Below are 19,945 nucleotides of genomic sequence, written 5' to 3'. Positions count from 1 at the left end.
GAAACCCTCCTTTTTGTATTAGGGTTCGTTAAAGAGAGGAATTCATACATTTGCCTCTCGTGATTTGTACATTGTTTGTAAACGCGGCATCAAATAAGCTTTGATTGGTTGATTGATTCGTCTCGTTATCACTGCCGGAACCTGCTGTTTCCTTCGTAGCACTCTTAGAACAAATGCGTCCGACATTGCCAAAGTTCACGATCGCCTGACCAGAAATATCATGAATATAAATATGGTTCGTCCTCATTTTTCACCCTCCTCCATTCATTATTCTATGTACAGAACATAGGAAAGCTTGCACAGGAATCTGAAGAAAACAAAAAAGGCACACCTTTATGGGAAGGTGTGCTTTTTGTTCTTATGATTGTTTTAAACGGCTTTCAAGCTCTGCTTTTTTCTCTTCGAAGCCTGGTTTTCCTAGTAAAGCAAACATATTCACTTTATAAGCTTCTACTCCAGGCTGATCAAATGGATTGACGCCTAGTAAATATCCAGACATCGCACATGCTTTCTCAAAGAAGTACACGAGGTATCCGAATGTATAAGCATCCATCTCAGGAATTGTCACGATAAGGTTCGGTACTTTTCCATCTGTATGGGCAAGCATCGTTCCTTCAAATGCTTTTTTATTGACGAAATCAACCGTTTTTCCTGCTAGATAGTTCAAGCCATCAAGGTCTTGTTCTTCTGCTTCAATTACAAGCTCATGTCGAGGCTTCTCTACATTGACGATTGTTTCAAACAAGTCTCTTCTTCCTTCTTGAACATATTGGCCAAGTGAATGAAGATCTGTTGAGAAGTTAGCAGATGAAGGATAGATTCCTTTTTCATCTTTCCCTTCACTTTCACCAAATAATTGCTTCCACCATTCTGCGAAATATTGCAGGCCTGGCTCATAGTTAATCAGCATTTCAATCGTTCTGCCTTTATTGTAAAGGACATTGCGGACGACAGCATATTGATAAGCCGCATTTTCAGAAAGCTCAGATGAAGCGAAGTCTTCGCTTGCTTTTGCCGCACCTTCCATCATCTGATCAATGTCTGCACCGCTCACAGCGATTGGCAAAAGACCGACTGCTGTTAATACAGAATAGCGTCCACCAACATCATCAGGGATGATAAATGATTCGTAGCCTTCTTCAGTTGCTAATGTTTTTAATGCACCGCGTGCCTTGTCAGTTGTCGCATAAATACGTTTTTTCGCTTCTTCAGCACCGTATTTTTCAATGAGGAGCTTTTTAAAGATGCGGAACGCAATGGCTGGCTCTGTTGTTGTACCAGATTTTGAAATCACATTAATGGAGAAATCTGCATCTTCCAATAGATCCATCACATCTGTTAAATAAGAAGAACTGATGTTGTTTCCAATAAAAATGATTTGCGGTGTCTTGCGCTTGCCTTTTGGCAAAGTGTTATAGAAAGAATGGTTCAAAAATTCAATCGCCGCACGTGCACCTAGATATGACCCGCCGATTCCCACGACGAGCAGGACGTCAGAGTCAGACTTAATTTTGTCTGCACTTTTTTTAATGCGGGCAAACTCTTCGCGGTCATATTGCTTCGGCAAGTCCACCCAGCCTAAATAGTCACTGCCTGCACCCGTTTGTTCATGAATATTATGATGGGCTACCTTCACAAAATCTTTTAAATATGTAAGCTCATGTTCTTGAAAGAAAGGTAACGCTTTCGAGTAGTCAAATTGAATATGTGTCATCGCTTGTAAGCCCTCCATTACGTTAGTTCTGTCCCTTTCACTTTAGCGGAACTAGCTATTGAAATCAAGTGATCGTCACTGGCATAGCAAAAAGCCGCTTCTCTGGATGAAAAGCGGCAATCTGGATTATAAAGAAGCTTTCAAAATCGCTAGAATATCATCACGGTTAAGTTTCATAAAGTTTCCAAAACCACCGTATTCCATTTCTTTTGCTGCAATGTCGGCAATTTTGTCCAGCTGATCCTCACCAATGTCATAATCAGCTAAACGGCTTGGTGCACCAAGGCTAGTCCAGAAAGCTGACAGTTTGTCGATTCCTTCTAATGCGATGTCACGATCTGATTTTCCTTCTGTTTCGATGTCAAACATGTTCAGCATAAGGTTTTTAAAGCGTTCCACATTATGATCGAGCGTGTGGCGCATCCAGTTTGGGAAGAGAATAGCAAGCCCACCTGCATGCGGAATGTCATAGACAGCCGATACAGCATGCTCAATCGTATGGGACGCCCAGTCGCCAAAGTAACCCATTTGCAGCGTGCCATTTAAAGCAATCGTTCCTGCATAGAGAATCGTTTCACGATGCTCATAGTTTTGTAAGTCTTCCAGCAGTTTTGGTGCTGTCTCGATGACCGTTTGAAGAACAGCAAAACACATCCGGTCCTGTAAAGGCGTGTTTTTCACATTATGGAAGTATTGCTCAAAAACGTGGCTCATCATATCGACCATACCATACACCGTCTGGTTTTCTGGCACAGAATACGTATGCTCAGGGTCTAGAATTGAAAAAGCAGGGTGAGTGACAGAGCTGCCCCACACATATTTTTCATTCGTTTCCCAGTTTGTGATGACTGAATCCGGGTTCATTTCTGAACCAGTTGCTGCAAGTGTCAGCACTGTGCCAAACGGCAGCGCTTTTTGAGCGGTTGTTTTCTTTGAAATAATATCCCACACATCACCGTCATACTCTGCTCCGGCTGCTATCGCTTTTGTACAGTCGATCACACTGCCGCCGCCAACGGCTAATAAGAAATCAATGTTCTCCTTTTGGCAGATATCAATTCCCTTTTTCACTGTTGTGAGGCGCGGGTTTGGTTCAACGCCAGACAGCTCAAATACTTCAGCATCTGCTTCTTTTAACGCACTGATGACTTTGTCATAAAGACCATTTTTCTTAATGCTGCCGCCACCATATACAAGTAACACTCGTTTTCCATAACGAGCGAGTTCGCTTTTGAGTCCTTCTAACTGTCCTTTTCCAAACATCAATTTTGTTGGATTATAGTAAATAAAATTCTCCATCTGTTGAAACATCTCCTTACAACGAATATATCCAAAAACATGAAAGACTACTGTAACATATGTACACGATGAACTCAAAAAAAGATAACTGCCCGCAAGCAGCTATCCCTTTGTTGTTCAATTATAAAGAAGCGTTCAAAATGGCTAAAACATCTTCTTTGTTCAGCTTTTTAAATTGACCAAATTCACCGCGTGCCATTGCACGGTCTGCAATTAAATCAATTTTCTCATCGTTGATGTCATAATCCGCCAAACGGCTTGGTGCACCAAGACTTGTCCAGAAAGCTGACAGCTTGTCGATTCCTTCTAAGCCAACTTCTTCGTCTGTTTTGCCCGCAGGATCTACATCGAATACACGCACCGCTAATTGTTTAAAACGGCCTGGGTTTTCTTGAATCACATGTTTCATCCAGTTCGGGAACAAGATCGCAAGACCGCCTGCATGAGGAATATCATAGACAGCAGATACTGCATGCTCAATGTTATGAGATGCCCAGTCACCACGTGCCCCCATTGAAAGCATGCCATTAAGTGCAATTGTGCCAGTGAATAAAATCGTTTCACGCAGCTCGTAGTTCTCTAGATCGTTGATCAACTTCGGTGCCGTTTCAATGACAGTGCGAAGAAGTCCTTCACACATACGATCTTGATAAGGTGTATTTTCTGTGTGATGGAAATATTGTTCGAACACATGTGACATCATGTCAACCATGCCATAAATCGTATGGTTTTTAGGCACAGTGAATGTGTTAACTGGATCAAGAATAGAGAATTTCGGGAAAACTGCTGGACTTCCCCAGCCATACTTCTCATTTGTTTCCCAGTTTGTGATAACTGATCCTGAGTTCATTTCAGAGCCTGTTGCCGCAAGTGTTAACACTGTACCGAACGGAATAGCTTCCATTGGGACGTGTTTGCGTGTCACGATATCCCAAGCATCTCCATCGTACTTCGCACCAGCTGCGATTGCTTTTGTGGCATCAATGACACTGCCGCCGCCAACTGCCAAAATAAAATCAATGTTGTTCTCTTTGCAAAGCTCTACCCCTTTTCTTACTGTTGTTAAGCGCGGGTTAGGCTCTACACCAGCAAGTTCAGTGATTGCAGCTCCTGATTCTTTTAGGATGCTGACAACTTGGTCATAAAGGCCGTTTCGTTTAATACTGCCTCCACCATATACAAGTAATACGTTTTTTCCGTAGTGTTTGAGTTCATCTGAAAGGGCTGATACTTCTCCCTTTCCAAAAATTAATTTCGTTGGGTTCCAATAAGTAAATCGATCCATGTGATCTCCTCCTCGCGCTACATTATGCGCCTCATTCATTCCAAAAGTAAAGTAATTTGCTTTCATCCATTTTCTTACGCATAGTTTGGCTAAAAATCTGCAAAATATAAATGTATTGATGCTGTAGCGAAAGGAGGAATCACGATGAGTGCTATTCAGCGTATTGCCCTCGTGCTCACGATTATCGGTGCTATTAACTGGGGACTAATCGGCTTTTTTCAATTTGACTTAGTAGCAGCGATCTTTGGCGGACAAGGTTCTGCATTATCACGTATTATTTATGGTCTTGTTGGAATTGCAGGTCTTGTCAACCTTGGTCTGTTGTTCAAACCAAGCGAAGAAGCTGTTCGCCGTGACGAGCCGAACCCAGAAGTTCGTTAAATAAAAGGACATAAAAAAGGCTGCCTACATGAGGCAGCCTCAGCGTGTAGACAAACCCTCGCATTCTTTGTCAGGTCTGCGCGCTGGTGCTCACGAATTCTAAATTCGCTCCAGTGCCCGCCATTCCTAGACTTCAAAGGTTTTCTATCACGCTGAAAAAAAAGACAAAGGGCTAAAATCAAGATCATTTTAGCCCTTTGTCTACAATCTAAGGCACCGTTTGAAGCGGTGCTTTTTTATTATTTCTTGATAAGGTCTTTACGGTTTGATTGCTCAATCCACTCTTCAAGTTTATCTTTAAGCGTATTGAAACCTTGTGGTGCAGCAGCTTCTTCTTTCACTTGCTGTGGTCTTTGTTTCTTTGGTTTGCTTTCTTTTCTTTCAGGTGCTTCTTGTGTCGCACGGATAGAAAGGCTGATTTTACCTGCATTTTCATCAACAGAAAGAACTTTTACTTGTACTTCGTCACCAATTGAAAGGTGCTCGTTGATGTCTTTTACAAAGCCATGTGTTACTTCAGAAATATGCACAAGTCCTTGAGTTTCTTCATCTAATGCAACAAACGCACCATACGCTTGTAATCCTGTTACTTTACCAGTGTAAACACTGCCTACTTCAAACTTTGTCGCCATGATAACAACTCCTAAATAAATGTTTTAATATTCGTTTATACGCAATTAAAAACTATATCACAGAACGGGCAGTTACGCAAAATATTTTTTAAATGGGTTTAGATGAGAACAAAAGGGGGAATACCTGAAAACAAGAATGCTTTCTAGTATTCCCCCCTAATTTGTGAGGCATGAGTCCATTTGGATTGATGCCTTTTTTTATTTTAATATGGCTGATGCTTCTTCCTTCACTTGTCGAGCCTGCAAAAAGCGCTGAATTCTTGAAAGTGATTCCTGAAGATGATCAAGTGACGAAGCATATGAACAGCGGATATGACCCTCACCGCTCGGTCCGAATACATTCCCAGGAACAACAGCGACTTTTTCACTTAGGAGCAGCTCCTCAGCAAATTGTTCTGATGTCATGCCTGTGCTTTTAATCGATGGGAACGCGTAAAACGCTCCGTTTGGCTGATGGCATGTGAGTCCTAGTTCATTCAGGGACCCGACAAACAAATTACGGCGTCTTCTGTAGCTTTTCTTCATTTTCTCTACATCTTCAAGCCCATTTTTTAATGCTTCTTCTGCCGCATATTGTGCCATCGCCGGTGCGCACATCATAGAATATTGATGTATTTTCAGCATGGCATCCCGCAGTACAGGTGGTGCGGCCACATATCCTAAACGCCAGCCCGTCATGGCAAACCCTTTGGAAAAGCCTGAAATCAAGATCGTTCTTTCCTTCATATCTTGAATAGCTGCGACGCTTGTAAAAGCTTCATCGTACGTCAGCTCTGCATAAATCTCATCCGTAATAATAAGCAGGTCATGCTCTTTCGCAAATTGAGCAATATCTTCAAGCTCTTCCTTTGAATAAACAGACCCAGTCGGATTTGATGGCGAGCAAAGCAAAATAGCTTTTGTCTTCGGCGTCAGCTTTGTGCGAAGATCAGCAGAATCTGCTTTGAAATCTTTTTCAGCGGTTGTACTTAAATAGACAGGCACTCCGCCTGCTAGTGTCGTAAGTGCCCCGTATGCTACGAAACAAGGCTCTGGAATGATTACTTCATCCCCGCTGTTTAAAATCGCACGAAAGGCCAAATCAAGTGCCTGGCTTCCGCCAACTGTGATAATGAGTTCTTCTTCGGGACTGTAATCAATGTGAAACCGCTTATATAAATAGTGGCTCAATTCTTTTCGCAAAGAAATTAAACCTGCATTCGCCGTATAAGAGGTCAGCCCTTGTTCTAATGACATAATACTTGCCTCTCTGACATTCCAAGCTGTCACGAAATCCGGCTCGCCGACACCAAGGGAGATAACCCCTTCCATTGTGGCTGCCAAATCAAAAAATTTCCGAATACCTGACGGCTGAATGCTTTGTACCGTTTCAGATAAATAAGACTTTTTCATTTAAGGAGACACCACGATTCTTTTGTCATCGTCTCCTGTTTCAAACACTTTCCCATCATGTTTATATCTTTTCAAAATAAAGTGGGTAGTTGTTGAAACAACGGAATCAAGTGTCGATAATTTTTCAGATACGAAGCGGGCAATATCAGACATTGATCTTCCGCGGATCACAACGGAAAGATCGTAAACACCTGACATGAGATAGACAGACTCCACTTCCTGAAACCGATAAATCCGTTCAGCAATTTCATCAAATCCGACGCCTCTTTTTGGTGTCACTTTTACATCAATCATTGCTGTAACGCCTTCATGACCATCCACTTTTCGCCAGTCAATCATGGTTGAATAATCAATAATAACTTTTTGATCTTCAAGTTTTTGAATGATGGCTTCGGCTTCTTCTGTTGTCACGCCTGCCATTTTTGCAATTGTATTTAAATCGGCGCGGCTGTTTTCATCTAAAATCTCTAATATTTCAGTTTCTTTTTCTGTTAGTTTCATTTGATTTTACACCTCAGATTATAAAAGCTAGTTTTAAAAAATCTTCTGAACATTATAGCACGTTTTTCCCATTATGCTAAGCAGGGAAAAGATTCTAATGATAGCTTAAAATCCACTTTTTAGGGTACAATACAGTCACCTAACAGAGAGAGTATCAAGTATCGGAGTGAAGAATGTGGACATTGTTCAGCCAGCTTATATGAAAAGTGCATTCGGTTTAGATATCTATTACGAGCACTATCCAAATGAAGGCAAGAAGACATTGATCTTAATTCACGGTCTCTTCTCTTCTACCTTCAGCTATCGAAAGCTCATCCCGCTTCTGAAACAGGACTTCAATTTAATTGCGATTGATCTGCCGCCATTTGGACAGTCCGAGAAGTCGAATACGTTTATTTACAGCTATCGCAACATGGGGAAAATTATTATAGAGCTAGCTGGTTATTTACAGATTCAGCATGCAATTCTAGTGGGCCATTCAATGGGCGGACAAATCGCCTTATACGCTGCTACTGAACGGCCGGATCTATTTGAAAAGGCGGTTCTATTGTGCAGCTCAGGCTATTTGAATAAGTCAAAAAGATCACTTGTTTACAGCACATATATTCCTTATTTTTATCTGTATCTAAAAAGAAAGCTTTTAAAGCAGGGCATTATGAAAAATTTAACGGCTGTTGTGCATGATCATTCCATCATTGATCAAGAGATGGTCGACGGATATTTAAAGCCATTTTCAGATGATCAAATCTTTCGGGGGATATTTCGTTTGATTCGGCACCGGGAAGGAGATTTAACCTCGGACGTTTTAAAGAAAATGGAAACACCCGTGCTGCTCATTTGGGGCGAGGAAGATCGAATCGTTCCCATTCAAATAGGCGAAAGACTGCACAAAGATCTGCCAAATTCGACCTTACATGCATTAAAAAAAACCGGGCACCTCATTCCTGAGGAAAATCCGGTCTTTGTGTCTGATCAAATCGGACAGTTCAGCCTGTCTTAGCGTGAACAGGAGCTGCTGTCTCGTATGACAAAAAGCTGATTTGCTATATGCTGACAGCTCTCTATCGGAAGAAGCTGTTCAAATGAGTGATGGTAGATGGCTTGAATCTCTTTTGCTAAAGATAACGGGTTTTCTGCGTCGTATAATGCACTGATGACGTCAGCAGGCTCCGTTTCATAAAAATCCTCTCCATAATGAAAAGGGTCCCATGCCTTAATGAATTGAATCATCTCTTCTACAGCTTGACTATCTTTCATCGGTATCACCGCTTATAATAAATTTTGTGATGTTTATTTTAGCACAACCAAGAATGGTTGAAAAACAGCTAGAGGTGGGTTTCATGAATTTCGACGAACAGATCATACGTAAAGGTTCAAAATCAGTGAAATGGGATCAGGCAGAGTCTTTGTTCCTGACAACAGATGCCCTTCCGATGTGGGTGGCCGATATGGATTTTAAAGCACCGCAGGTCGTCCTTGATGCATTGAAAGAGCGATTAGATCACGGTGTATTTGGCTATGCATTTCAGGATCAGGATACGCAGCAGGCAGTCGCTGGCTGGCTCAAAAGAAGACATGGATGGACAATCCAGACAGATGCCGTCACCTTCACACCAGGAATCGTAACGGCACTTAGTTTTGCTGTTCAAGCCTTTACAGCACCGCACGACGAAGTAGTTATACAGTCACCAGTGTATACACCTTTTTATCAAATGATTGAGCGAAATGGACGTACAGTCTCAACCAATCCTTTAAAAATAGAAAACAACCGCTATATGATGGATTTTGATGATTTAGAGAAAAAACTGAGCAGACCACAAGCAAAGCTCATGTTCCTTTGCCATCCGCATAATCCGTCCGGAAGAGCATGGTCAAAAGAGGAATTAAAGCGAGTCGGAGACCTATGTGTAAAGCATGGAGTCACAGTCGTTTCAGATGAGATTCACTCGGATTTGATGCTTTACGGGAAGCAGCATGTGCCCTTCGCCAGCCTTTCTGACGACATTGCACATATCACGGTAACGTGTATTGCGCCGAGTAAAACCTTTAATCTAGCGGGGCTCCAGGCCTCTGCTATTATCATTTCAGATGAAGAAAAAAGAACCCTTTTCAACAATGAAGTGCAAAGAAACGGACTGTCCAAACTGAATGCCTTTGCGATTCCAGCGATGGAAGCTGCATACCGACACGGGGATGAGTGGCTTGATGCCCTTGTTCTTTATCTCGAAGGCAATATGAAGACGGCGATGGACTATATCGACGAAAATCTTCCAAATATGCGTTATATGAAACCAGATGCTTCTTATTTATTGTGGCTGGACATTCGGGATTATCAATTCAGTCAAGCGGAATTGAAACGGAATCTGCTGAAAAAAGGGAAAGTGATCCTAGAGCTTGGCCACGTGTACGGACACGAAGGAGACGGCTTTATTCGGATGAATCTCGGCTGTCCTGCTGCAACAGTCAAAGAAGGACTGAAACGTCTCCACCAAGCGTTCACGCTATCAGCTGAATAAGACCTATACGATAGAAAGAACATCCTAACGGGTGTTCTCAGCGTGTAGACAAACCCTCGCATTCTTTGTCAGTCCTGCGTGCTGGTGCTCACGAATGTCAAATTCGCTCTGCAAAAGTAACTGTCCTTCCTAGACTTCAAAGGTTTTCTATCACGCTGAAAAGAAGACAAAGGGCTAAAATCAAGATCATTTTAGCCCTTTGTCAACAATCTGAGAACATCCTAACGGGTGTTCTTTTTAAAGAAAAAAACCCTCCTTTTATCATATCTACTTTGTACATGAAATGATATAATGAGAGGAATTACAATTATTTACGAGGAGAGCATTTAAATGGAAATGTTCAAGGATTTTCTGCTCCATGTATCTTTTATTCTATTTCCAATCTTTTTATATCATGCGCTATGGTTAAGCCGGACCCCTGCTCATTTCCCAAAAACGAATAAACTGCTCATCACAGTATTCGCATCCATCTCTTCAGCACTATGTATTATGTATCCAGTTGGTTCGATTTTAGATTTGCAGACTGGGCTTCAATCCATTCCCCTTGTGCTTGCTATTTTATACGGAGGATACATGGCGGGGATCGTTGCCATCTTGATAAGCATCATTGTCAAATTCGTGATGTACGGCTCTTTCTTATGGATTGGACTCATCGTTGTCCCAATTTACTTTTTTATCCCATTCCTGTTCTACCGAAAATGGCATCAATATTCGAAGCCAAATAAGCTGTTTTACGGAGTGCTTATCGGTTTATCCAAAGGATTCTTTATTTACATTGGACTGCTTGCGGTCAGCTTAATGGCATACAGCCCAGCTTTTATTATGCAGCAAAAGCTCCTTGAGTTATTTTTCTCAACTCTTTACTACATATTCTTTCTTGTGCTCAGTATCTATTCCATTGAATTCGTTAAGGAAAATGCGGAAATGAGATCACAGCTTGTCCAGTCAGAAAAACTGACCATTGTAAGTGAACTTGCTGCAAGCGTTGCCCATGAAGTACGCAATCCGCTGACAGTTGTGAGAGGCTTTATTCAATTGCTCTTTTCGAGTGATCATACAAAAGAGCCACCTGCCAATAAAGATTATAAAAATCTCGTTCTGTCCGAGTTAGACCGGGCGCAGGACATTATCACGAGCTATCTTGACATTGCAAAACAAAACTATTATCAAATTGAATCTCTTAATCTCTCTAAATTACTTGAGGAATGTGCATCACTGATGACATCCTATGCGAATTTTAAATCGGTCACGATTCATCAATCCATTGAACCTGACTTATACATTCAAGGTGACGTAACGAAGATCAAGCAAGTCATGATTAATTTAATCAAAAATGCAATTGAAGCAGCTCCTGAACATGAAGGGAAAATTGAACTTTTTGCTTCAAAAGAAAATCATAAAATCTGCCTTTATTTCGTTGATAACGGTGTAGGTATGACAGAAAGTCAGATGAAAAAACTCGGCGAACCCTATTACACACTTAAAAATAAAGGAACTGGACTTGGGCTGACAGTGACTTTTTCAATTATTGAAAATCACCATGGAACGATTCGTTTCAAAAGCTCGCTGCAGTCTGGAACAACCGTCACCGTGAAATTTCCTGAAGATACAAGAAGAAAATGATTAATCCATTTTTTTTGTTCTTTTTTCTTCTATCCGCTCCTGCTTCTTAGACGCACGAACGATGAGACGAAAACAAATAAACGCAGCAATAAAGAAAATCACCGTGGTGATAGCCGCTGGGATGTACTCCCTTTTATCTTCAGGAAAATATAGTAGAAAAAGTACGATGAATGACATCTCGCCATTCCCCCTTTTGCTCGTTTACTTCACTATATTGGCTAAAAGAAATGAAATACCTTCCTTTGAGAAGGAAATGGAGGAATTTCACATGACAGACATTCAAATTGGACAAGTTGTGAAAGGTTTTTATAAAACAGGTGTATACGTTGGGGAAGTGACAGCAGTGAAACCATCGACCTATCTCGTTCAAGTAAAAGCCGTTCTGACACATCCCACTCAAGGCGACCTGCATCATCCGAAAGAAGCAGACGTGCCTTTTTTCCAAGAGAGGCGGGCTTTGGCCTATAGAGAACAGACAAATATCCCTCATCATATGGTGAAGCCTTATGATGGCGATATCCCTGATTATGAAGAGTCACTGAAAGAAGCTGTAGATAAATTGAAACAAGCACTCCGTGCGGATGATTCCAAATGGGCTGAAAAATCAAGAGCATGCCTATCTTCTCTTGAGAAAGATTATTTTCCAGAAGACGGCCGCTAATCAGCCGAATCAAAAAAATGTGAGAAATCGATCAGCTCACCAATTTTGGTTGTTTGCGGATTTTCCACATAGGCTCTGTCTTTTTCAAAAAGGGTGAACAGCTGATAAGTCGTCATGGCATCATCGAGTGCTTTATGATGCTTACCAGCTCCTTCACTGCCGTATTCCTTTGCTGCTTTTCGAAGCCCTGTCAGTGTGCGGTCACCAAAAAAGGTTTTATATTCAAAGGCCAGGTCCCTCAGCTTCCCCTTAAAAGGAAAGGCAATGTGATTGAGCATACAATTTTGCTTCAATACCTTCATGTCCATGTTGCCCCACGTAATAATTTCACAATTCTCTCCCCCATCAAGTGACACGAGCTTCTCGATAAATTCCTCAAATGAAATTCCGCTCTCTACATCCTCCTGCGTAATTCCGAGGAAAGATTTACAGCGCTTCGTCAGCTTCGGGAACTTTTTCGGTTTGACGTAGCTAGAGAATGTGTCTATGATCGTTTCATCTGCTGCTTTCACTACCCCAGCTTCAATAATTTCAGGAAAAAAATTTTGCGGATGATATTTTCCATCAGGCATCGTAAATTCAAAATCGACCACAAGCACCGTCTTCTGTTCCACCAGTTTCACCTCACTTTTTCGTCAGCTTTTCATTCTCATACCATTATATTAAGACGGACCTTGAAATCACTTCATTTTTGTGAAAATAATGCAGATTCACTATGCCCAACCTATTCATCTGATGAAAGATCGTTTATTTTCCTTTATAATTATTAAGGAACACGAAATAAATAAAGAAGGTGGTCTCTATCACAAACAGGAAGAAAAACTTGTACATCATGTGGTTTGTGAACTTTTTTGTATCTGCGAGCATTACAATGATCGTCCCTTTTTTATCACTTTACATAGAATCTCTTGATAGCAGCTATTCAAATGAATTTGTTCAAAGATGGAGCGGCTATGTCTTTGGGGTCACGTTTTTAACAGCCTTCCTGATTTCTCCGATTTGGGGGCGGATTGGCGACCGGCATGGCTATAAAAAGATTTTATTAATTAACGGTATTGGCATCGCCACAAGTATTCTATTAATGGGGCTTGTAAACACCGTGTATCAGCTATTCGCATTAAGGCTCTTCATGGGGCTTGTCACAGGCTTTATCTCGACTTCAATGGCACTGATTTCTGCACAAACCGAAAAGGCAACTGCCGGTAAAACCCTTGGAACGATGCAGATGAGTAATGTTGCCGGAGGATTGTTTGGTCCATTAATGGGTGGATTCATGGCAGACAGCGTCGGATTTATTTATACGTTTTTCCTGACAGCGGCTGTCATTTATGTGTCAGCTATTGTGATTATCTTCGGAGTGAAAGAACAGCCGATCCGATCAAAAGAAGCAAAGCGTGTTTCTTACTCACGGAAGGATGTACTCTTTCACATTTTCAAGCAGCCTTTACTTGTGGTCACGATGCTTTTAACGTTTATTACACAAGTAGGGAACTTTAGCATTCAGCCGCTTTTGGCTTTATACATTCATGATTTACATGGTCCTGTCAATCTCGCTTTTTATGCGGGGCTTGCTTTTTCTGCAACTGGACTTGGCAATTTGCTGTTTACGCGAAAATGGGGAGATCTCGGAGATCGAATTGGTCATGACAAGGTGCTGCTTGCCCTTCTCATCCTCTCCTCTATTTTATTCATCCCGCAAGCGATGGCGGATTCGTACGTCATGTTAGTCATTTTCCGTTTCCTATACGGGATGGCACTTGGCGGAATTATTCCGTGTACGACGGCGTATATCCGGATTAAAGCACCTGCTTCTATGCAAGGAGAAGTGCTCGGATACAATGTCAGCTTCCGCTTTCTTGGGAATGTTGTCGGTCCGGTAATCGGCGGCATAGTGGCGAGTCATTACGGGATTCCAGCTGTCTTTTATGTCACTGCCGGCATTTTTCTGTTTGGCGCGTTATTTTTATGGGCGGTCCGCTCGCATGCGAAAACAAAGGAAAGGAGTGTCTGATCATCTTCAGATACTCTTTTTTCTTGCGGAAAAGCCTGATTCACTAGACTTCACGCCCTTTCTTTTCTAAAAATAACCTTCTCGTATCCGCAAAAGAATGGTACGATATGGCTAGAAAATTGAAGAAAGTGAGTGACCTCATGTTTCGTGCAATCATTGGTTGGTTATTACTTGCTGCCCTCATCCCATTATTTGCTCTGACTTTTTATCTATCAAAGGAAGAAGCTGCAAGTGTAAAGCCTGTTAACGAAGTGCTTGATCAAAAAATCAAGCTGGAAAAGATAGATTTTTCCCAAAACAGTTATATGTATGACCGGGATGGTTCTCTTATCTCCGAGATCGTCTCAAACGATGAGAACCGAGTGTTCGTGAAATACGATAACATTCCTGAACCTGTGAAGGAGCTGTTCCTTCGTTCAGAGGACCGCAACTTCTATGACCATAAGGGAATTGACTTTATGGGAGTTGTTCGTGCCCTTGCTGCAAATGTCAAAAACCATGGCATCAGCCAAGGAGCGAGTACGATCACACAGCAGCTGTCCCGCAACTTATATTTAAGCCATGAACGTTCGTTCAGCCGAAAGTTTACGGAGCTGCTCTATTCCTATGAACTTGAGCGGAAATTCTCGAAGGATGAAATTCTCGAAAGCTATTTAAATACGATTTATTTCAGTAATGGTGTTTACGGTGTCGGTTCTGCGGCTAATTACTATTTTGACAAGCCGCTTAGTTCTTTAACACTTGCCCAAATGGCATTTATCTCTGCAATTCCAAACAACCCAACACTGTATGACCCATTAAAACAGTTCAAGCACACAAAGAAACGCCAAGAACGACTGCTTGGTATTTTGAAGAAAGATGGCGTCATCACCAAAAAACAATACAAAAAAGCTGTCAAAGAAAAAATCAGCCTTTCTTTAAGTGAAAAGAAAAACCTATACCCTGACTATGTGACATATGCCAATGAAGAGTTTACCGATCTTGTGTCTGATCAGGAGGGCTTTACAAAACGATTGAAAAAAGCCAAAACAGCTGAAGCGAAAAAGGCGATTCAAAAGGAATTATCTGAAAAGGTCAGTGCCCTGCTCCAGGATGGTGTGAAAATTTATACGGCGCTTGATCCTTCCTTACAGCAAAGAGCCGTCTATCAGCTCAATGCTCAATTGCCTTACCAAGGTGTGGAAGGCGGATCAGCCGTCATTAATCATGAAACGCATCAAATTGTTGCACTTGCTGGCGGAAAAAACTATAAGAAATTTGATTTTAACTACGCTTATCAAGCGCAAAGACAGCCTGGTTCTGCGATTAAGCCGCTTTTAGACTATGCGCCTTATATTGATCAAACCGGCGCAACGGCTTCAAGCACCATCAGTGCCGGAAAGTTTTGCAGCAGCGGATACTGTCCGCAGAACTATAATCATAAAACGTATGGAACAGTCACACTTGAAACAGCCTTTAAAAATTCTTACAATACCCCTGCGATCCGAATGCTGGATACAGTGGGTGTCAAAAAAGGCTTCAGCTATTTAGAGAAGTTCTCATTCCAGCATATCGTAGCGGATGATTACCGCCTTCCTTCTGCACTTGGCGGATTTACGAAAGGCTTCTCACCGCTAGAAATAACAGATGCATATACCGTCTTTGGCAACCAAGGAGCCTACACACAAAGTCATTCGATCACAAAAGTGACAGACTTAAACGGTAAGACCCTTTACAAGTGGAAAGAGTCGCCCAAGCAAGTATATTCTCAGCGTACAAATGAAACGATGCGTAAGCTGCTTACCTCTGTTGTGAAGAGTGGGACAGGGAAAAAAGCGAATTTCAACGCCCCTTACATCGGTGGTAAAACAGGGACATCCAATGACTACAAAGATATTTGGTTTGTGGGACTGACAGATCAGTACACAATGGGTGTATGGGTTGGAAGAGATAGAGGAACGGTGGAATCGATTTATCATTCAAGCCCGCACTTACGTATTTGGAAAAATACGATGCAATACGCCAGATAAACAGGAGGTTTGATTGCGATGCATTCAACACATCCACCCCATTTAATCTTATTTGACGGTGTCTGCAACGTGTGCAGCGGCGCTGTTCAGTTTGTGATTAAGCGCGATCCGAATGAACGGATGATGTTCGCTTCCTTACAATCAGATACAGGACAGCGTATTTTAAAGGAAAACGGTTTGCCTTTAGATGAGTTCAATTCATTCATTTATATCGAAAAAGGGACCCTTTATACGAAGTCGACAGGCATCTTAAAAGCCGCGCGGCATTTAAAAGGGATATACAGATGGAGCTTTTTACTCCTTGCCATACCTCGCCCAATCCGTGATTGGTTTTATCAGTTGATAGCAAAAAATCGCTACAAATGGTTTGGTCAAAAAACATCTTGTATGATGCCTACACCCGATATTCAAAAGCGGTTTCTTTCATAAAAAAAAGCATCCTCCATTATTGGAGGATGCTCAGATTGTTGAAAAAGAGCTAAAATGATCTTTATTTTAGCTCTTTTTCTTCTTTTCAGCGTGACCTGAAAACCTTTGCAGTCTAGGAAGGACGAGCACCGAAGCGGAGCGAATTTAACATTCGTGAGCATCGGCGCGCAGAACTGACAACGAATGCAAGGGTTTGTCTAAACGCTGAAAGCATCCTCCATCATCGGAGGATGCTTTCTTTGTCTGCTTATGAAGGCAGACTTGCCATCACACTGTTATAAAGCTTAATAAATAAGTACAAAATACCGATCAAAAACGTCGCCCAAAACAGCAGAATAAACATCATAAATCCAATCAAATTCAGCATAGAAAGCGATTGATAAATGCGAACCACAACCCAGATAAAATAGACAAGACTTGCTAATGCAAAAAGTCCGACTAGCAGAATGAGCTGCTGCGTCAACAGAAATGCTAGCAAGCTGGCAAATAAATAAACAACGGATGCAATCCGAATTTTCTTTAAGTTCTCCCCTTCAGGGTCCTTAGCGAAAAAGAGTAACGCCAGCTCTAATACCGTATCTGCAATCAGTTTTAAGGCAGATAAGATCATAAAATAAACAAGTGCAAAAGCAGCAAAGAGAGCAAGACGAATGCCCTGTTCTGAGAAAAATTCCAGCATTCCTTTTAAAATGCCTGCTTGAGTCAAGAAATCAGTCGTGATACCTACTGTGAAAATCGAAAAAGCAGAGCTGAATAGTAAAATTGAAATCAGCGGAAAATATCCAGTCAAATATGTATTTTTCATAAATAGATCCTTTCTCATAAGCTCACATTTATTATGGCTCACTTAAAACGGATTGACAAGATGCTTTCAAAGTAAACTGACAGCAAAATCAAATTTATGATTTTGCACGTACATTCCTTCACAAACTTACATTTTCCCGTTAAAGTATTACTGTTACGAAAAAATCGTGCGTTAGGGGTATACTCGTGAAAAAAACTTTAAGACTGCAAACACGGCTGACGATCTTTGTGTGTATCGTTGTCCTGATCTCCCTTTGTATCACATTCTTTACGATATGGTCGGAAACAGCCAAGAACATCCATCAGCAGGAGCGTGACATTGCTCTCTCTACTGCCAAAATGGTCGCAGAGGCACCGATTACAGCACAATCATTAGAAGATCATTCATATTCCGCATTACGAAAATATACAACAAGTGTTCAGCAAATCACCAAAACCGAATTCGTTGTCGTCATGGATATGAACGGTATCCGCAAAACACACCCGAATCCGCAGAAAATTGGAAAGCGGTTTGCCGGCGGTGATGAAAAAGCAGCATTACAGGGAAAAGAACATATTAGTACGGCTTCTGGTACACTCGGCAGATCCATGCGTGCTTTTGTTCCTGTTTATGATCAAAATGGTAAGCAGCTCGGGGCTGTAGCCGTAGGAATTACGTTAAAGGAAATTGACTTGATTATTCATCAAAGCTTACTTCCACTCTACTTCGTCACATCACTCAGCCTTCTATCTGGCATCATCGGAGCACTCATTGTGGCAAGAAAAGTGAAGAAGATTATGTTTGGACTTGAGCCGGATGAGATCGCCACATTGTTAAAAGAACGAAGTGCCATGCTAGAATCAACAAAAGAAGGGATTCTGGCCGTCGATCAGCACGGTAAAATCAAACTGGCCAATGCAGAGGCCAAACGGCTCTTTCATAATATGGGCATTATGGTTGATCCTAGAGAACAAGATGTTCAAACTCTCCTCCCTTCAAGCGGCTTAAAACAGGTCATTGAAACACGCAAGCCGCTGCTTGATCGTGACGTGAGAATGAATGGACTGGAGCTCGTCTTTAATGAAGTGCCAATTACGGTAAAAGGTGAAATTGTCGGAGCCATCGCCACCTTCCGTGACAAAACAGAAGTGAAACATCTGGCTGAGCAGCTTAGCGGGGTCAAAATGTATGCGAATGCGCTCCGTGCCCAGTCCCATGAATTTATGAACAAGCTTCATGTCATTTTAGGTTTGGTCCAGCTCAAAAACTACGATGATCTTGGCACCTACATCAAAGATATTGCAATTTATCAGCAAACGGAAACAAATGAAATCATCAACCATGTGAAAAACTCTGTTTTAGCAGGATTTTTACTAGGAAAACAAAGCTATATCAGGGAACAAGGCGCTGCCTTAGAGGTTATTTGCAGCACACAAGTGCCAAATACGGAGGACCCGGCAGTGACGCATGATCTCATTACCGTGATTGGCAACTTGTTAAATAACGCACTCGATGCTGTTTCACATACTGATACGAAAAACATCTCGATCTCCTTCAGATACGTCCATGAGCAGCTCCACATTGAAATCACGGACACAGGTGTTGGTCTCACGAAAGAAGAACAAGACATCATGTTTGATCAAGGCTTTTCAACTAAAGGAGAAGACCGAGGGTTCGGACTCTACTTCGTTGACCAAAGCATCAAGAAATTGAACGGACATATGATTGTCACGAGTGAAAAAGGAGAAGGAACGACCTTTAGTCTCCGCATTCCGTATAAACAAAAGGAGGATTCACATGATTAATGTGTTAATAGTAGAAGATGATCCAATGGTTGGGGAGCTGAACAAACGCTACCTGACCCAAATCGACGGCTTTGAGTTAAAGGGGATTGCCACCTCCTTTCAGCAGGCACTTGAAGTGTTAAAAACAGAAGTCATTCACCTCGTACTGCTCGATATTTATATGCCTGGACAAAATGGACTGGCATTACTAACAGAAATTCGCCAGCAGAATCATGCCGTTGATGTCATTGTCATTTCGGCTGCAAATGAAGTCGATGTTGTACAGCAAACGATGCGAAACGGAGCAGTTGATTATTTAATTAAGCCGTTTGAGTTCGAACGATTCCAATCAGCACTGGCAGAGTATAAACGGAAACACGCCCTGTATCAATCCATGAACAGCATTTCGCAAAATGATTTAGATGCGAAGCTTTTTCATAAAAAAGCAGAGGCGGAAAAAGTCCTCCTGCCAAAAGGACTGACCAAAAGCACACTTAAACTCATCTGGACAAGCATTCAATCATTTGGCCAGCAGGCTTTCACAACCGAAGACCTAGCCAATCATACAGAAATCTCTCAAGTCTCCATTAGAAAATACTTGAAATTCCTTGAGGATATCGAAGTGGTGGATGTTGAAATGGCATATGGGACAATAGGACGTCCTGTTTTCCAATATAAACTGAACACGAGCAATATGAATTTGATTCAGCAATATCTTTAAAATACTACATCTGACCTTTCACAAAGGCCAGATGTTTTTTTATGGCATACGATGTAACAAACCCCTTGATATCAGTGGTTCTGCTGTAGCGGAGCACATCACAAAAGCGGCATTATATCATATTTCAGCAGATAAAAAGACATCAAATAAAGCCATTTAACATTTTTTTAAAAATAAAACAAATTTCTATTTATTTATTCGAT

The 19,945-nt window shown here is 41.6% G+C and carries 21 protein-coding genes; 10 read left to right on the top strand and 11 right to left on the bottom strand.

Annotated elements, in window-relative coordinates; genetic code table 11:
• Positions 1-28: 28 nt before the first annotated feature.
• The 4 genes from M1D84_RS04425 to M1D84_RS04410 all read right to left on the bottom strand — a co-directional run bounded on the left by M1D84_RS04425 (position 29) and on the right by M1D84_RS04410 (position 4,298).
• A complete protein-coding gene (locus M1D84_RS04425; RefSeq protein ID WP_024423292.1) occupies positions 29-247 on the bottom strand; it encodes a spore germination protein in 219 nt (72 codons plus the stop codon).
• Positions 248-358: 111 nt separating this feature from the next.
• Positions 359-1,714 (bottom strand): glucose-6-phosphate isomerase, encoded by a 1,356-nt coding sequence (locus M1D84_RS04420; protein ID WP_024425924.1) that lies wholly within the window; start codon positions 1,712-1,714, stop codon positions 359-361.
• Between the two features lie 126 nt (positions 1,715-1,840).
• Positions 1,841-3,013: an iron-containing alcohol dehydrogenase gene (locus M1D84_RS04415; protein WP_024423294.1), complete on the bottom strand. Its 1,173-nt coding sequence runs from the start codon at positions 3,011-3,013 to the stop codon at positions 1,841-1,843.
• Between the two features lie 121 nt (positions 3,014-3,134).
• The gene (locus tag M1D84_RS04410; RefSeq protein WP_024423295.1) at positions 3,135-4,298 is read right to left on the bottom strand and encodes an iron-containing alcohol dehydrogenase; all 1,164 of its coding nucleotides are present in this window, start codon (positions 4,296-4,298) and stop codon (positions 3,135-3,137) included.
• Between the two features lie 144 nt (positions 4,299-4,442).
• Here M1D84_RS04410 and M1D84_RS04405 point away from each other — a divergent pair, with 144 nt between their 5' ends.
• A complete protein-coding gene (locus M1D84_RS04405) occupies positions 4,443-4,679 on the top strand; it encodes a DUF378 domain-containing protein (RefSeq protein WP_003212952.1) in 237 nt (78 codons plus the stop codon).
• A 239-nt stretch (positions 4,680-4,918) separates the two neighbouring features.
• On the opposite strand, the gene yugI is transcribed toward M1D84_RS04405, so the two are convergent.
• The 3 genes from yugI to M1D84_RS04390 form a co-directional block, all read right to left on the bottom strand.
• Positions 4,919-5,311: a S1 domain-containing post-transcriptional regulator GSP13 gene (gene yugI, locus M1D84_RS04400; RefSeq protein ID WP_008345795.1), complete on the bottom strand. Its 393-nt coding sequence runs from the start codon at positions 5,309-5,311 to the stop codon at positions 4,919-4,921.
• A 198-nt stretch (positions 5,312-5,509) separates the two neighbouring features.
• The gene (locus M1D84_RS04395; RefSeq protein WP_024423296.1) at positions 5,510-6,703 is read right to left on the bottom strand and encodes an aminotransferase; all 1,194 of its coding nucleotides are present in this window, start codon (positions 6,701-6,703) and stop codon (positions 5,510-5,512) included.
• Positions 6,704-7,204 (bottom strand): Lrp/AsnC family transcriptional regulator, encoded by a 501-nt coding sequence (locus M1D84_RS04390; protein WP_003213765.1) that lies wholly within the window; start codon positions 7,202-7,204, stop codon positions 6,704-6,706.
• Positions 7,205-7,379: 175 nt separating this feature from the next.
• Here M1D84_RS04390 and M1D84_RS04385 point away from each other — a divergent pair, with 175 nt between their 5' ends.
• Positions 7,380-8,204, top strand: coding sequence for an alpha/beta fold hydrolase (locus M1D84_RS04385; RefSeq protein WP_411209805.1), 825 nt, complete (start codon positions 7,380-7,382; stop codon positions 8,202-8,204).
• On the opposite strand, the gene M1D84_RS04380 is transcribed toward M1D84_RS04385, so the two are convergent.
• Complete coding sequence (locus M1D84_RS04380) at positions 8,201-8,461, bottom strand: YugE family protein (RefSeq protein WP_332284784.1); 261 nt, start codon at positions 8,459-8,461, stop codon at positions 8,201-8,203. The genes M1D84_RS04385 and M1D84_RS04380 overlap by 4 nt on opposite strands.
• An 83-nt stretch (positions 8,462-8,544) precedes the next feature.
• On the opposite strand from M1D84_RS04380, the gene M1D84_RS04375 reads away from it, so the two are divergent.
• A complete protein-coding gene (locus tag M1D84_RS04375) occupies positions 8,545-9,720 on the top strand; it encodes a MalY/PatB family protein (protein ID WP_151863254.1) in 1,176 nt (391 codons plus the stop codon).
• Positions 9,721-10,050: 330 nt separating this feature from the next.
• Positions 10,051-11,343: a sensor histidine kinase gene (locus M1D84_RS04370; protein WP_075621907.1), complete on the top strand. Its 1,293-nt coding sequence runs from the start codon at positions 10,051-10,053 to the stop codon at positions 11,341-11,343.
• Here the strand turns inward: M1D84_RS04370 and M1D84_RS04365 are convergent, their stop codons facing one another.
• Positions 11,344-11,520 (bottom strand): hypothetical protein, encoded by a 177-nt coding sequence (locus tag M1D84_RS04365; protein WP_167364633.1) that lies wholly within the window; start codon positions 11,518-11,520, stop codon positions 11,344-11,346.
• Between the two features lie 91 nt (positions 11,521-11,611).
• Between M1D84_RS04365 and M1D84_RS04360 the strand changes: the two genes are divergently transcribed.
• Positions 11,612-12,004 carry a kinase-associated lipoprotein B gene (locus M1D84_RS04360; RefSeq protein WP_044332458.1) on the top strand — a complete coding sequence of 131 codons (393 nt, stop codon included), beginning with the start codon at positions 11,612-11,614 and terminating at the stop codon, positions 12,002-12,004.
• Here the strand turns inward: M1D84_RS04360 and kapD are convergent.
• Positions 12,001-12,618 carry a 3'-5' exonuclease KapD gene (gene kapD, locus M1D84_RS04355; RefSeq protein ID WP_044332456.1) on the bottom strand — a complete coding sequence of 206 codons (618 nt, stop codon included), beginning with the start codon at positions 12,616-12,618 and terminating at the stop codon, positions 12,001-12,003. The genes M1D84_RS04360 and kapD overlap by 4 nt on opposite strands.
• A 218-nt stretch (positions 12,619-12,836) precedes the next feature.
• Between kapD and M1D84_RS04350 the strand changes: the two genes are divergently transcribed.
• The 3 genes from M1D84_RS04350 (at position 12,837) to M1D84_RS04340 (ending at position 16,453) form a co-directional block, all read left to right on the top strand.
• Complete coding sequence (locus M1D84_RS04350; RefSeq protein WP_024423302.1) at positions 12,837-14,015, top strand: MFS transporter; 1,179 nt, start codon at positions 12,837-12,839, stop codon at positions 14,013-14,015.
• Between the two features lie 107 nt (positions 14,016-14,122).
• On the top strand, positions 14,123-16,024 hold the full coding sequence (locus tag M1D84_RS04345; RefSeq protein WP_051170126.1) for a transglycosylase domain-containing protein: 1,902 nt from the start codon (positions 14,123-14,125) through the stop codon (positions 16,022-16,024).
• An 18-nt stretch (positions 16,025-16,042) separates the two neighbouring features.
• On the top strand, positions 16,043-16,453 hold the full coding sequence (locus tag M1D84_RS04340; protein WP_024423304.1) for a thiol-disulfide oxidoreductase DCC family protein: 411 nt from the start codon (positions 16,043-16,045) through the stop codon (positions 16,451-16,453).
• A 247-nt stretch (positions 16,454-16,700) separates the two neighbouring features.
• Here M1D84_RS04340 and M1D84_RS04335 read toward each other — a convergent pair whose 3' ends face one another.
• The gene (locus M1D84_RS04335) at positions 16,701-17,258 is read right to left on the bottom strand and encodes a YufK family protein (RefSeq protein ID WP_024423305.1); all 558 of its coding nucleotides are present in this window, start codon (positions 17,256-17,258) and stop codon (positions 16,701-16,703) included.
• A 185-nt stretch (positions 17,259-17,443) separates the two neighbouring features.
• Between M1D84_RS04335 and malK the strand changes: the two genes are divergently transcribed.
• Both malK and M1D84_RS04325 read left to right on the top strand, forming a co-directional pair.
• Positions 17,444-19,042: a malate sensor histidine kinase MalK gene (malK, locus tag M1D84_RS04330; RefSeq protein ID WP_024423306.1), complete on the top strand. Its 1,599-nt coding sequence runs from the start codon at positions 17,444-17,446 to the stop codon at positions 19,040-19,042.
• Complete coding sequence (locus tag M1D84_RS04325; RefSeq protein WP_024423307.1) at positions 19,035-19,742, top strand: response regulator; 708 nt, start codon at positions 19,035-19,037, stop codon at positions 19,740-19,742. The genes malK and M1D84_RS04325 overlap by 8 nt, the downstream gene beginning before the upstream one ends.
• Positions 19,743-19,945: the final 203 nt, after the last annotated feature.

It is taken from the genome of Bacillus sp. PK5-006, assembly GCF_054161415.1.
Note: the sequence above shows the minus strand (reverse complement) of the source record. Positions and strands in the feature narration are given on the sequence as shown.

Excerpts from the sequence above, each read along its gene's own strand:
- M1D84_RS04405 (WP_003212952.1), top strand. The coding sequence starts at position 4,443 with ATGAGTGCTATTCAGCGTATTGCCCTCGTGCTCACGATTATCGGTGCT.
- M1D84_RS04350 (WP_024423302.1), top strand. The coding sequence starts at position 12,837 with ATGTGGTTTGTGAACTTTTTTGTATCTGCGAGCATTACAATGATCGTC.
- M1D84_RS04370 (WP_075621907.1), top strand. The coding sequence starts at position 10,051 with ATGGAAATGTTCAAGGATTTTCTGCTCCATGTATCTTTTATTCTATTT.
- M1D84_RS04325 (WP_024423307.1), top strand. The coding sequence starts at position 19,035 with ATGATTAATGTGTTAATAGTAGAAGATGATCCAATGGTTGGGGAGCTG.
- M1D84_RS04415 (WP_024423294.1), bottom strand. The coding sequence starts at position 3,013 with ATGGAGAATTTTATTTACTATAATCCAACAAAATTGATGTTTGGAAAA.
- M1D84_RS04390 (WP_003213765.1), bottom strand. The coding sequence starts at position 7,204 with ATGAAACTAACAGAAAAAGAAACTGAAATATTAGAGATTTTAGATGAA.
- M1D84_RS04380 (WP_332284784.1), bottom strand. The coding sequence starts at position 8,461 with ATGAAAGATAGTCAAGCTGTAGAAGAGATGATTCAATTCATTAAGGCA.
- M1D84_RS04425 (WP_024423292.1), bottom strand. The coding sequence starts at position 247 with ATGAGGACGAACCATATTTATATTCATGATATTTCTGGTCAGGCGATC.
- M1D84_RS04375 (WP_151863254.1), top strand. The coding sequence starts at position 8,545 with ATGAATTTCGACGAACAGATCATACGTAAAGGTTCAAAATCAGTGAAA.
- yugI (WP_008345795.1), bottom strand. The coding sequence starts at position 5,311 with ATGGCGACAAAGTTTGAAGTAGGCAGTGTTTACACTGGTAAAGTAACA.
- M1D84_RS04345 (WP_051170126.1), top strand. The coding sequence starts at position 14,123 with ATGGCTAGAAAATTGAAGAAAGTGAGTGACCTCATGTTTCGTGCAATC.
- M1D84_RS04360 (WP_044332458.1), top strand. The coding sequence starts at position 11,612 with ATGACAGACATTCAAATTGGACAAGTTGTGAAAGGTTTTTATAAAACA.
- M1D84_RS04365 (WP_167364633.1), bottom strand. The coding sequence starts at position 11,520 with ATGTCATTCATCGTACTTTTTCTACTATATTTTCCTGAAGATAAAAGG.
- M1D84_RS04395 (WP_024423296.1), bottom strand. The coding sequence starts at position 6,703 with ATGAAAAAGTCTTATTTATCTGAAACGGTACAAAGCATTCAGCCGTCA.
- M1D84_RS04410 (WP_024423295.1), bottom strand. The coding sequence starts at position 4,298 with ATGGATCGATTTACTTATTGGAACCCAACGAAATTAATTTTTGGAAAG.
- M1D84_RS04340 (WP_024423304.1), top strand. The coding sequence starts at position 16,043 with ATGCATTCAACACATCCACCCCATTTAATCTTATTTGACGGTGTCTGC.
- M1D84_RS04335 (WP_024423305.1), bottom strand. The coding sequence starts at position 17,258 with ATGAAAAATACATATTTGACTGGATATTTTCCGCTGATTTCAATTTTA.
- M1D84_RS04420 (WP_024425924.1), bottom strand. The coding sequence starts at position 1,714 with ATGACACATATTCAATTTGACTACTCGAAAGCGTTACCTTTCTTTCAA.